The sequence below is a fragment of the Streptomyces cinereospinus genome, assembly GCF_042430725.1.
GTDB classification, from domain to species: domain Bacteria; phylum Actinomycetota; class Actinomycetes; order Streptomycetales; family Streptomycetaceae; genus Streptomyces; species Streptomyces cinereospinus.
Map to the genome: position 1 here is coordinate 1 of NZ_JBHMCY010000059.1, position 11,404 is coordinate 11,404.

11 protein-coding genes are annotated in these 11,404 nt (G+C 75.9%); 5 read left to right on the plus strand and 6 right to left on the minus strand.

Annotated features, from left to right (window positions below; genetic code table 11):
* The coding region (locus tag ACFF45_RS25840) for an outer membrane protein assembly factor BamB family protein (RefSeq protein ID WP_381348855.1) at positions 1–1,296 on the plus strand (1,296 nt) is incomplete at its 5' end.
* A gap of 414 nt (positions 1,297–1,710) precedes the next feature.
* On the opposite strand, the gene ACFF45_RS25845 is transcribed toward ACFF45_RS25840, so the two are convergent.
* Positions 1,711–1,860, minus strand: coding sequence for a hypothetical protein (locus tag ACFF45_RS25845; protein ID WP_381348856.1), 150 nt, complete (start codon positions 1,858–1,860; stop codon positions 1,711–1,713).
* 255 nt (positions 1,861–2,115) lie between these two features.
* On the opposite strand from ACFF45_RS25845, the gene ACFF45_RS25850 reads away from it, so the two are divergent.
* Complete coding sequence (locus ACFF45_RS25850; protein ID WP_381348857.1) at positions 2,116–2,319, plus strand: hypothetical protein; 204 nt, start codon at positions 2,116–2,118, stop codon at positions 2,317–2,319.
* Positions 2,320–2,394: 75 nt separating this feature from the next.
* On the opposite strand, the gene ACFF45_RS25855 is transcribed toward ACFF45_RS25850, so the two are convergent.
* The 5 genes from ACFF45_RS25855 to ACFF45_RS25875 all read right to left on the minus strand — a co-directional run bounded on the left by ACFF45_RS25855 (position 2,395) and on the right by ACFF45_RS25875 (position 9,585).
* On the minus strand, positions 2,395–3,765 hold the full coding sequence (locus ACFF45_RS25855; protein ID WP_381348858.1) for an O-antigen ligase family protein: 1,371 nt from the start codon (positions 3,763–3,765) through the stop codon (positions 2,395–2,397).
* Between the two features lie 156 nt (positions 3,766–3,921).
* Entirely contained in the window at positions 3,922–4,374 is a 453-nt protein-coding gene (locus ACFF45_RS25860) for a phospholipase (protein WP_381348859.1), read from the minus strand.
* A 260-nt stretch (positions 4,375–4,634) separates the two neighbouring features.
* Entirely contained in the window at positions 4,635–4,817 is a 183-nt protein-coding gene (locus ACFF45_RS25865; RefSeq protein ID WP_381348860.1) for a hypothetical protein, read from the minus strand.
* 216 nt (positions 4,818–5,033) lie between these two features.
* A complete protein-coding gene (afsR, locus tag ACFF45_RS25870) occupies positions 5,034–7,979 on the minus strand; it encodes an SARP-family global regulator AfsR (RefSeq protein WP_381348861.1) in 2,946 nt (981 codons plus the stop codon).
* 190 nt (positions 7,980–8,169) lie between these two features.
* Positions 8,170–9,585, minus strand: a complete 1,416-nt coding sequence (locus ACFF45_RS25875; protein WP_381348862.1) for an alpha/beta hydrolase family protein — start codon at positions 9,583–9,585, stop codon at positions 8,170–8,172.
* Between the two features lie 172 nt (positions 9,586–9,757).
* Here ACFF45_RS25875 and ACFF45_RS25880 point away from each other — a divergent pair, with 172 nt between their 5' ends.
* The 3 genes from ACFF45_RS25880 (at position 9,758) to ACFF45_RS25890 (ending at position 11,206) form a co-directional block, all read left to right on the plus strand.
* The gene (locus tag ACFF45_RS25880) at positions 9,758–10,576 is read left to right on the plus strand and encodes an endonuclease/exonuclease/phosphatase family protein (protein ID WP_381348863.1); all 819 of its coding nucleotides are present in this window, start codon (positions 9,758–9,760) and stop codon (positions 10,574–10,576) included.
* A 180-nt stretch (positions 10,577–10,756) separates the two neighbouring features.
* Positions 10,757–10,936 carry a hypothetical protein gene (locus ACFF45_RS25885; protein WP_381348864.1) on the plus strand — a complete coding sequence of 60 codons (180 nt, stop codon included), beginning with the start codon at positions 10,757–10,759 and terminating at the stop codon, positions 10,934–10,936.
* 30 nt (positions 10,937–10,966) lie between these two features.
* Positions 10,967–11,206 carry a hypothetical protein gene (locus ACFF45_RS25890; RefSeq protein ID WP_381348865.1) on the plus strand — a complete coding sequence of 80 codons (240 nt, stop codon included), beginning with the start codon at positions 10,967–10,969 and terminating at the stop codon, positions 11,204–11,206.
* The last annotated feature ends 198 nt before the right edge of the window (positions 11,207–11,404 follow it).

An 11,404-nucleotide genomic window follows, 5' to 3' on the forward strand; every position in this document is an offset into this window, starting at 1 on the left:
CCCATCGGCCCCGGCCCGCGCGTCGCCGACGCCCGCGCGGCCGCCGTCAAGGCGCCCCCGCCGGAGGCGGGCCTGGCCGCCTCCTGGGCCAAGCCGCGCCCCGGGGTGAACGGCGCCGAACCCGCCGCGGCACCACCGCCGCCGCCGGCGCCCCCGGAGAGCCCGGCGGGCTGGCGGCCCTGGCGGTTCCGGATGTCCAACGACGTCTGGGGCACCCCGGCCGTCGACGGCGACCTGGTGTACGTCACCTCCTTCGAGGTGCACGCCCTGGACGTGGCCACCGGCCGGCGCCGCTTCAAGACCAGGGACGTGGCCTGGTCGATGGCGGTCGCGGACGGCCGGATCCACGCCTCCGACGGCCCCACCCTGTTCGCCCTGGACGCCCGGGCGGGCGCCGACCTGTGGCGGCTGTCCACGGACGCCTGGGTGTACTCCCTGCAGGCCGAGCGGGGCACCGTCGTCACCGGTACCCGCGGCGGCGGCGTCCAGGCCTGGGAGGCCGCGAACGGCCGCAAGCTGTGGGAGATCACCGGCTGCCAGAGCGACTTCGAGTCGCCCGAGGCCGGGCCCGCCCTGCACGACGGCACCGTCTACGTCTGGCGCGACGCCCGCCTGCGGGCGCTGGACGCCCGTACCGGCGACGAGCGCTGGTCGTACCCGATCGGCGACGCGGCCTCGTGCGGCGGCGTCCCGGTCCGGGTGGCCCCGGCGCCCGACGGCTACGTGTACGTCACGGCGGGCACCCGCGTGCTCGCCGTCGACGTCGCCGCCGGTCGTGTCCGCTGGCACTTCGAGGCGCCGGCGGTCTTCCTGTCCCCGCCCGCCTTCGCGCCCGGCCCCGCGGTCACCGGCGGCGGCGTCTACCTCGCCGACTACCTCGGCACGGTGTACGCCCTGGACGCCACCGACGGCCGCGACCGCTGGCGGATCGCCACCGAGGCCCGGACGTCCGTCGAGCCGGTCCTGGTCGCCGCCGGCCACGTCCACGTCGGCAGCGGCACCGGCCTCTACACCCTGGACGCGGTCACCGGCACCCCCAAGTGGCGCTTCCAGGCGGGCGGCGACATCGTGGGCGCCCCCTCGGTCGCCGAGGGCCGGATCCACTTCGGCGCCACCGACCACCTGCTCTACACGCTCAAGGCCGACGACGGCCGGCTGCGCTGGAAGCTCGCCACCGGCGGCGAGATCACCGGCTCCCCGGTGGTCAAGGACGGGATCGTCTACGCGTGCAGCAAGGACCGCTGCGTGTACGCCCTCGACGCGGAGAAGGGCACGGGTACGGCCCGCACCGCCTGAGCGCGGGCCGGTGCCGCGGGACGGCCGTCGCACCGGGCGCACGGAAGGGATGTCCGGACGGCGGCCGCCTCTCGGGCGAGCCCGGTGTTCACCGTGCTCACCGACGACGCTACAGCGGGTGCGCGACGGTCGCACGCGGTGACATGGCCCTGACAGGTGATTCGCGAGGTGATCGATGGATCTCCGGGGGCGCGAACACAGGCTCACGGCGGTGGCGGCGCCGGTGGTCCTGTCGCTGACCGGTTTCTCGACGGGACGCCACAGCGGCGGGACCGGCGGTGACGGGGGCGGGGGAGGCGGCGGGTGCAGCAGCTCCGCCCAGGACCACGACGGTTCGTCGTCGGGGTCCGGGGGCGGGACCTGGTCGGGCACGGACGACGATGACGACGACGGTTCGTCCGGCGGCAGCGGCGGCTACGCCGGCTCGTCCGGCTCCGGCTCCGGCTCCGGCACCGGCTCCGGCTCGTCCGGCTCCGGCACCGGTACCGGCTCCGGCTCCGGCTCGTCCGGCTCCGGCTCCGGCTCGTCCGGCTCCGGTACCGGCTCCGGCTCCGGCTCCGGCACCGCTCCGGCTCCGGCTCGTCCGGCTCCGGTACCGGCTCCGGCTCCGGCTCGTCCGGCTCCGGTACCGGCTCCGGCTCCGGCTCCGGCACCGCTCCGGCTCCGGCTCCGGCACCGGCACCGCTCCGGCACCGCTCCGGCACCGGCTCCGGCACCGGCTCCGGCTCGTCCGGCTCCGGCACCGGCGAGACGCTCCAGGGCGCGACGGTCGAACTCGTCGGCTGCGCCACCCCGCAGGACCCGTACGCCACGGTGGCCGTGACCAACCCCAACGCCCGGGGCGCCTGCTTCACCGTCACCGTCGACTTCCTCGACGCCGCCTCCGCGCGGGTCGAACAGCGCGCCCGGGACGCCTACGTCGCCGCGAACGACACGCTGGACGTGCGGGTCGACCTGTCCGGCCCGGGCGGTGCGGCGAGGGTCGACCACTGCGAGGCGGCCCCGTACGCCACGGCGAACTGACGAAGGGTCTCCGCCGGCTCCGGACGCGGCAGGCCGCCGAACCCCCCGGGGGGCCCGCGCGACGGCCTCCGCCGCTCAGCCGACGGGAGTCGCCGGTGGCCTCGGGGACGGGGCGGTGGAGCGGTGGCGTGGGGGGCCGTGTCCCGGGGGGCCGGACCGGGCCGTGGGCGCGGTGGTCCGGGGGCGCCAGTGGGCCGGGGCCTCGGCCATCACCAGGGCCAGGACCAGCCAGAAGAGCATGTCGACGCGGTCCAGGTTGGCCGGGTGGTCCATCATCGCGATGAGCAGGAAGCCGGTCAGCGAGGCCAGTCCCACCGTGCCGACGGTCGACTTGGCGCGGGCGGCGCGGGCGGCCGTGGACCAGGCGACCACGGTGACGGCGAGGACGCCGGCGAGACCGGCGGGACCGGTCTCCACCAGCCAGTTGAGCCACATGTTGTGGGCGTGCACGAAGACGCGGTCGCCGGGCGCGGTCGCGGAGATGACGGCGCCGGAGCGGCCGAGGCCGACCCCGAGCGGGTGCTGCACGGCGATGTCGAGCGCCGCGTTCCAGGCCTGGCCGCGCACCCCGAGCGAGGTCCCGGCCTGCGACACGGCCCCGATGACGGCGGTCGCGACGCCGAGGGCGAGGAGTCCGAGGGCGGCGGTGAGGCGGCGCCGGGCGCGGTCGGCGAGGCGTGGCGCGAGCCCGTAGGCGCCGCCGAGGACGAGCAGGCCGGCGGCGCCGGCGACGTACCCGGCGCGGGAGAAGGTGGTGAGCAGGGCGCCGTATCCGAGGACGCCGGCCAGCACGACCGCGGTGCGGGCCGTGCGCTCGTCCACCGAGACGGCGGCGAGCAGCACGAACGGCAGCAGCAGCACGAGGAACGCGGCGAGCAGGTTGGGGTTGGCGAAGGTGCCGGTGGCGCGGATCAGGACGCCGGGGCCGCTCGCGTCGCAGGAGATGTCGGTGAGCAGGCCGGTGCGGCAGAAGCCGGTCGGGGTGTCGTTGGTGACCTGCGCGAGGGCGGCGGCCCCGGCGGCCACGGCCGCGGCCGGTGCGAGCAGGCCGACCGCGCGCCAGGACTCGGGCTGGGTGCGGCGCAGGCCGACGACGAGGTAGTAGCAGGCGACGGCGGTGAGCAGGCCGCGCAGGGGCGCGGTCGGATGCCCGCCGAGGAACGTCGTCAGCACGGCGGCGCCGAGCAGCAGCGCGATCGGCCCGTCCAGCCGGGTCCGGAAGTCCCGCAGCCGCGCCCGGGGCCGTCCCCGTACCGGTACGGCCGGGGCGAGCAGCCCCAGGAACAGCGCGATCCGGGTCGGGGTCACCACCCCGGCCAGCGGGTCGTCGGGGAAGAAGTCGGTGGCCGTGTCCAGGAACACGACGAACAGCGCCGCGAGGGGGACCGCCTGAAGGAACGCGTGCGCCGCTCCGGGTGCCGTCGGCGTGCTCCGGTCGGTTGCCATGGCACCCGAGCGTGGCGGCCCGGTGCGACGCCGGGGTGACCGAGGGGATAACGGCGATGTGCGGGCGGGGGGACGGCCGTTCTCCTCGGCGCGCCGCGCGGGCGGGGCGGCCTGAGCGGGGCGCCGCCGTGGGCCGGGCGCCCCGCCGGGGCGGGGTCAGCCGAAGGCGCGGACGGCCTGGTAGTAGGTCCAGGCGGTGCTGTCGCAGGCGGTCCTGGTCCCGCCGCTGTAGCCGTTGCAGACCCGCTTGAGGTCCTCGTAGAAGGCGCTGTCGAGGCGGGACTTGTTGGCGTCGAAGGAGCCCGCGGCCTTGTAGTTGCGGTAGCCGAAGTCGTGCCGGGCGCAGGACATGGCGAAGGGGAAGCCGAAGGGGTTGTCCGGCGAGCTGGAGCAGTAGTCGGTCGACCAGTCGAAGCCGTACGCGGCCCAGGCGCCCTGGTTCGCGCGGGCCGCGGCCCAGGCGTTGTAGCTGGACGCGCTGGTCTGCGTCCAACTGGACAGCACCTGGGGCTTGTCGGCCGGGGCGGCACCGGCGGCGGTCGCGGTGGCGACGACGGTGGCCAGGGAGAGGGTCGTGGTGGCGAGAGCGGTCGCGAGTCTGCGGTGCATTCCCACACCTCCATGAGGCTGTCGCCCGCCAGTCGGGCAACAGGTTCATGACAAGATGATGGACGCTTCCGCAACTTCTCCACACCCCGCGCACCCTAATGAACCCTGAACTCTTGGCTGGGGCCGGAGATCGGAACGTGAAGCTCCGGGGTGGAAGCGAACGACCGTCAAGTCCACCGCGGCACAACGCCGTTGGGGCGCACCGCGGCCGCGGCGGCCTCCCCTCCGTGCCGCCGCGGCCGGACCCCGTGGGCGGAGGCCTACTTCACCGGCTTGAAGGGCTCCGACGTCGCGTGGATGTCCTTCGTCTCCAGCGGCTCGTCGGTGGCGTGGATGTCGCCCTGGGTCGTCGCACCGCCCGCGGTCTCCGCCGGGGCGCCGGCCGCCACGGGCTCGTCGGTGGCGTGGATGTCCTGCGGCTTGACGGCGGTCTCGTCGCTCATGATCGTTCGCTCCCCACTTGGAGTGTGTTCCGTCGCTTGAGGGCCCGCCCGGTCACTCCCCCGAGGGTGACCGGGACGGGCGGTCGGGGCCGCCCGCCCCAGGGGTGCCGGCGACCCGGTGCGGCGGCCCGTCTGCCCCCCGACGCGACGGAACCACCCGCATCTGAAGGATGGCCGGTGGCGATAAACGAATGATGAACACCGCGGCCGGCGGCGTCAGGCCGCGCGCAGCGGGGTCAGCAGGGCCCGTACCTCGGCCGCCTCCGGCGCGTCCAGCTCCTCGTACACCCGCACCGCTTCCTGCCAGCAGACCTGGGCGCGACCGGTGTGCCCGATGCCGGAGAGCGCGCGGCCGAGGACGGTCAGGACGTTGGCCCGGCGCCACTCCCCGCCGATGCCGCGCAGCACGGTCAGCGCCATCTCCGCGTTCGCGGCCGCCTGCGCGAAGCGCCGCCCGGCGATGTCGACCTCCGCGAGGCGGAACAGCGTCATGCCCTCCCACAGCCGCTGGCGGCTGTCCCGGAACACCTCCAGCGCCTCCAGCAGCCGCTCGGCCGCCGCGTCGAGCCGCCCGCTCTGCGTCAGCGCCATGCCCAGGGCGTACCGGCCGTTGGCGCCGCGCATGGAGTTGCCCATGGTGTCGTAGATCTCCATGCCCTCCTGGGCCAGGGCGACGGCGCTCTGCGTGCGTCCGGTGGCCAGGCGGATCCGCGAGAGGTTGCACAGCGCGCTGGCCTCGCCCGGCCGGTCGCCCAGGGTGCGGAAGTGCCCGATGGCCCGGGAGAGGTGCTCCTCGCCCTCCGCGTTGCGGTTCTGGTAGAGCGCGATGACCCCGCGGGCGTTGTGCGCCCAGCACACCGGCAGCAGGTCCGCCGCTTCCCGGGCCCGGCGGATCACCTGCTCGGCCTCCCGGTCGGCCATGTCGAACCGCCCGCCGTCCAGATGCGCGTGGGCCAGCGTCATCAGGGCCCGCGCTTCCTCCCGGGCCACCCCGCCCCGGTGGGCGGCCTGGAGCAGGGCCTTCGCCGTGGCCTCGTACTCGCGGGAGTTGGCGCCCGACTCCGACAGGTCGTGCGCCGCCCAGAGCAGGTCCACGGCCCGGCGCAGGCTGCCCGGCCGGCCCGCGCACTGCCGGGCGAACGCCAGCAGGCAGTTGGCCTCGGTGTACAGCCAGTCCCGGGCGGACGCGCGGTCGGTGAAGGCGAGGCCGGGACGGTCGGTGGCGGCGAGGTGGTCCACCAGCCGGTCGCCGGGCCGCTCGATGGCGTACACGGCCGCCGCCGTGGCCAGGTAGAAGTCCAGCAGCCGGGAGAGCGCCGCGTCCCGCTCGCTCGGCGGGTGCTCGTCCCGCTCCGCGCAGGCACGGGCGTAGAGCCGCACCAGGTCGTGGAAGCGGTAGCGGCCGGGGGCCGCCGACTCCAGCAGGGAGGTGTCGACCAGCGACTCCAGCAGGTCCTCGGCGTCCTCGGCGGGCAGGTCCAGCACCGCCGCCGCCGACGCCAGCGACAGGTCCGGCCCGTCGGCCAGCCCCAGCAGCCGGAACGCCCGCGCCTGGGCGGGCTCCAGCTGGCCGTACCCCAGCTCGAAGGTGGCCTTCACCGCCAGGTCCCCGGCCTGGAGCTCGTCCAGCCGGCGGCGTTCGTCCGCGAGCTTCGCCGCCAGTACCGAGACCGTCCAGGTGCGGCGGGACGCGAGACGGGAGGCGGCGATGCGGATGGCCAGGGGGAGGAAGCCGCACGCGGCGACCACGTCCAGCGACGCCTCGCGCTCGGCGGCGACCCGCTCCTCGCCCACGATCCTGGTGAACAGCGCCAGCGCCTCGTCCGGGGACATCACGTCGAGGTCCACCAGGTGCGCCCCGGCCAGGTCCACCATCCGCACCCGGGACGTCACCAGTGCCGCGCACCCCGCCGTGCCGGGCAGCAGCGGCCGCACCTGGGCGGCGTCGCGGGCGTTGTCCAGCAGGACCAGCACCCGGCGTCCGTCCAGCACCGACCGGAACAGCGCCGCGCGCTCCTGGAGCGAGTCCGGGACGGCCGGGCCGGGGGTGCCGAGGGCCCGCAGGAACGAGCCCAGCACCGTCTCCGGCTCCGCCTCCCGCGGCCCGGCGCCCTGGAGGTCGACGTACAACTGCCCGTCCGGGAAGGCGGACCGCACCTGGTGCGCCACGTGCACCGCCAGCGTCGTCTTGCCGACCCCGCCGATCCCGGCCAGCGCGGAGACGGCCATCACCCGGCCCTCCGCCGACGCCAGCATCTCGCTCAGCTCGGTCACGAAGGAAGCGCGGCCCGTGAAGTCGGGGACCGTCGCGGGCAGTTGCGCCGGGCGGACCGGGGCCGCGGACGGTTCGGCGACCGGCGCCGAGGGCTCCGCGATGCCGGGGTCGGCGGTCAGGATGCGCTGTTGCAGCTCGCGCAGCCCCGGCCGGGGGTCCACGCCCAGCTCGTCCGCCAGCAGCCGCCGCGTGTCGGCGTACACCGCCAGGGCCTCCGCCTGCCGGCCCGACCGGTACAGCGCCAGCATCAGCAGTTCCCGCAGCCGTTCGCGCAGCGGGTGCGCCGCCGTCAGGGCGGTCAGCTCGCAGACCGCCTCCGCGTGGCAGCCCTGCTCCAGGTCCATGTCCAGCCGCGCCTCCAGCAGTTGCAGCCGCCACTCCTCCAGCCGGACGCGCTGCGTGCCGGCGTACGGCCCCGGCACCCCCGCCAGCGCCTCCCCGTCCCACAGGTCCAGCGACCGGCCCAGCAGTTCCCGTGCCCGGCCCAGGTCCCCGGCGGCCCGCGCCTTCTCGGCGTCGGCCGCCAGGTCCTGCGCCACCGCCAGGTCCAGGGCGCCGTCGCCGACCGAGCGGATGGCGTAGCCGCCCGACTCGCTCACCAGCACGTCGGGGTCGAGCGCCTTGCGCAGCCGCGAGGCGTAGGTGCGCACCGCCGCCAGCGCCTGGGACGGCGGTTCCTCGCCCCACAGCGCGTCGATCAGTTGCGGCGCGGTCGCCGTGCGCCCCTCGCGCAGCAGCAGCGCGGCCAGCAGGGCGCGTTGCTGCGGGGAACCCGTGGCCAGCGGCTCGTCACCGCGCCAGGCGCGCACCGGTCCGAGCACGCCGAAGCGCAGCGCGACGGGCTCCTCCGCAGTGCCCGGACGCCCCTGTGCCGGCACCCCGTCCATAGCCGTCCCCCTAGACAAGCTGAACAATGCTGTCAGTCTGCCTTGCCCGGGCGGCCCCGTCAGCCGCCCGAGACCGCTGTCACAGCCGGGCGCACGGGATCCCACCAGCCCCACACACCCTCTTCGCACACGTCCGCACTGACCTGAGCACGCAGGGCCGCCCGAGATACACCCCCGGTGCCGGACCCGGTCAGCGGCCCGGCAGGGTCTCCTCCAGCCAGTCGAAGACGACCTCGCAGTGCTGCTGCGGGGCCATGGGGGAGCAGTGCAGCTGCGCCCCGGTGGCCGCGGTGAGCTTCACGTACTCCTTGGGCGAGGTCAGCTTGTCGAACATCCGGCGGGCCTGGCCGGGGTAGAACTGCTCGGCCTCGTAGTCCAGGACCAGCGCGGGCATCTTGATCCGGCGCACGACGTCCGTGATGTCCAGGGCCTGGACGCGCCGGGCGGGGGTGTGGAAGTCGGTGAACGTCCGGCCCCTGCGGGCGTCGAGCATCGCCTGCACGGAGAACGGCTCGAACCGCTTGCGCAGCGCGGCGGCGTCGGCCGCGGACAGTTCGGGCACCACCTCCTTGGTCCAGACGGTGTTGGTCTCCTTCTTGTCCGGGGTGTAGATCGCGCGGACCTCCGGGGGGAAGCCGAGCCAGGGCGTCAGGCAGCCGGGCATCGCCACCACCGCGGCCAGCCGGTCCTCGAAGGCGGCGGCCCGGGGCGCCAGGTCGCCCGCCATGCTCAGCCCGGTCAGGGCGATCCGGCCGGTGTCCACGTCCGGCCGGGCGACCAGCCAGTCGACGAGCGGGCGGACGACCTTCTCCCAGGCCGGCGTGAAGACCACCCGGTCCACGAAGAGCAGCTGCCCCTGTCCCGGCCCGTCGTACACCAGGGCGTTCCAGCCTCGTTCCAGGGCGGCCCGGACGCCGTACGTCCACATGTCGACGTTCTGCCCGTCGCTGCCGTTGGTCAGGATCACCGTGGGGCGGCGCCCCCCGGCCCCTTCCGGGCGGAAGAACCACACGGGCAGCGGGGTCCTCCCGTACGGGACCGCCGCCTTCACCGGCGCCGGGTCGCACAGGTCGCAGAACCGGTCCCAGGCGCGGCGTCCGGCGCGGTAGAGCCGCTCCTCGCTGCCCGGGTCGTCGGAGCCGAGGACGAAGAAGAGCGCCTGGGCGTAGTACTGGGCGGCCCGCAGCGCCCGCCACCGCGTGGTCTGGTCGTCGGCCCCGCCGCCCTCGGGCGCCGCCATCAACTGGTCGCCGAGCTTCTTGAAGGCCGTGACGTACGACTGCGCGGACAGGCCCGCCCGGTCGACCGCGTTGACGGCGGTGAGCACCTCGCCGGTCTCGGCGGCGCCGGCGCCGGCACCGCCGAGCGCCATCAGCGCGCTGAAGTTGTACGCCGGGTCCTCGAACAGTGTCATGGCCCCGGGTGCGGCGCCGCCGGCCGGGGCGGAGGCCGTGCCCGAGGGGCTGGGCGCGGCCGCGGGCGCCGCCCCGGTCGGGGTGCACCCGGCGGCCAGTACGGCCCCGGCACCGCCGACGAGTCCGGCGAGCGCGGCACGGCGGGTGGGCCTGCGCGTGCCGCCCCCCGATCCGTCCGATACGTCTGTCATGTGAAGTGAACGTACGACTCGGGGCGCCGGACCTCCGCACGCCACGCACCCGGCTCCCCCGAATGGCCGTCCGCGCGTCCGCCGGCCCCGCCCCCGGCTGGGCGATCTCCCTTGGTGTACCGGGGTAGTTGTTGATTCAATGGCCGGGAGCGTGTGGGTGAGGACGGTGGGCATGCGGATCGTGACCTGGAACCTGTGGTGGCGGTTCGGGCCCTGGGCGGAGCGGCAGAAGGCGATCCTCGGCGTGCTGCGCGAAGTGCGCCCCGACGTGGTGGGCCTCCAGGAGGTGTGGCAGGCCGGCGGTGAGAACCTCGCCGAGTGGCTGGCCGGCGAACTGGGCCTGCACTGGGCCTGGGCCCCCTCGCACGCCCCCGAGCGCTGGCAGCGCCGCATCGGCGACCCCGGCGTCTCCATCGGCAACGCCGTCCTCAGCCGCTGGCCCGTCACCGAGCAGGCCGTGCTGCCCCTCCCGGCGCCCGCGGACGTCGACGACGGCCGGCTCGCCCTCTACACCCGCCTGGCCGCGCCGTCGTGCACCGTCCCCTTCTTCACCACCCACCTCACCTCCGGGCCGGCCGCGTCGGCCACCCGCTGCCGCCAGGTCACCGTGCTCGCCGAGTTCGTCGCCCGGCACCGGGACGACTCACCGTTCCCGCCGGTCGTCACCGGCGACTTCAACGCCTGGCCGGACTCGGACGAGTTGCGCCTGTTCGGCGGGTCCCGGACCGCGCCCGTCGTGCCCGGCCAGGTGTTCCTGGACGCCTGGGAGTGCGCCGGGTCCGGCGCCCCGGGCCACACCTGGGACCCGGCGAACCCGTACGTCGCCGCCGGCGGCCTGCCCGGCGCCCGCATCGACTACGTGCACGCCGGCCCGCCCGGCCCGGACGGGCTCGGCCGGGTACGGGCCGTCCGGCGGGCGGGCGACGGCCCGGTGGACGGCGTCTGGCCCTCCGACCACGCGGCCGTCGTCGCCGACCTCGCCATGGGCTGACCGGCACGCCGGCAGGGGCTCCGGCCGCCGGTCGCCCGGGGCGTGTGCGCGGCGCCGCCCACGCGACGACGACCACCGGCCGGGACGGCGACCGGCTCCCGATCCGCACCCCCCGGGCCACGACCGCGCGGCCCGGCGAGGGCGACCTCGTCACCGGCGACACGGGCAAGGCGGCGAACCATGGACTCAGCGACGCGTACCAGGTCCACGTCCCGCGGCCGGACGGCCGGCGCGTTCGGCGCCGCCGCGCTGCTGCTGGCGGGGTGCGGAGGGGGCGGCGGCGAGCCCACCAGCCACCCCACGCGGGACACCACCGTCGAGGCGGCGGTCGGCGAGCGCTTCACCCTCACGGTGCGGTAGAACGCCTCGACCCGCTCGCACTGGTACCTCGTGGACCCCGAGCCGGACGCCGCGGTGGTGCGGGCGACGGGCCGCCGGAGCGCGGCCGGCGACCAGGTCATGCCGGGCGGCGGCACCGACCTGACCTTCACCTTCGAGGCGACCGGCGCGGGCCGCACCGAGATCGTGCTGATGCACTGCACGTACGCCGGCACCTGCGACACCGGCGACGGCACCCCCGCGCCCGCCCCGACGGGCGAGCGCGTCACGTACCGGGTCACGGTCCGGTGAGGCCCCCACCGAACCGACCGAACCCGCCCCTCCCCCTCCCAGGCGCGCGGGGAACTGCGCGAACACCCTCCACTCACCGGCACCTGGCGAACACCCGCCCCCTTTCTCGGGGGCGCGGGGAACTGTGCGAGGGCCCTCCACTCACCCGCACCCGGCAATCACCCGCACCCTCTCTCAGGGGCGCGGGGAACTGCGCGA

Coding starts and splice junctions, on each gene's coding strand:
- ACFF45_RS25880 (WP_381348863.1), top strand. CDS start 9,758: ATGCGGATCGTGACCTGGAACCTGTGGTGGCGGTTCGGGCCCTGGGCG.
- ACFF45_RS25885 (WP_381348864.1), top strand. CDS start 10,757: ATGGACTCAGCGACGCGTACCAGGTCCACGTCCCGCGGCCGGACGGCC.
- afsR (WP_381348861.1), bottom strand. CDS start 7,979: ATGGACGGGGTGCCGGCACAGGGGCGTCCGGGCACTGCGGAGGAGCCC.
- ACFF45_RS25860 (WP_381348859.1), bottom strand. CDS start 4,374: ATGCACCGCAGACTCGCGACCGCTCTCGCCACCACGACCCTCTCCCTG.
- ACFF45_RS25875 (WP_381348862.1), bottom strand. CDS start 9,585: ATGACAGACGTATCGGACGGATCGGGGGGCGGCACGCGCAGGCCCACC.
- ACFF45_RS25865 (WP_381348860.1), bottom strand. CDS start 4,817: ATGAGCGACGAGACCGCCGTCAAGCCGCAGGACATCCACGCCACCGAC.
- ACFF45_RS25855 (WP_381348858.1), bottom strand. CDS start 3,765: ATGGCAACCGACCGGAGCACGCCGACGGCACCCGGAGCGGCGCACGCG.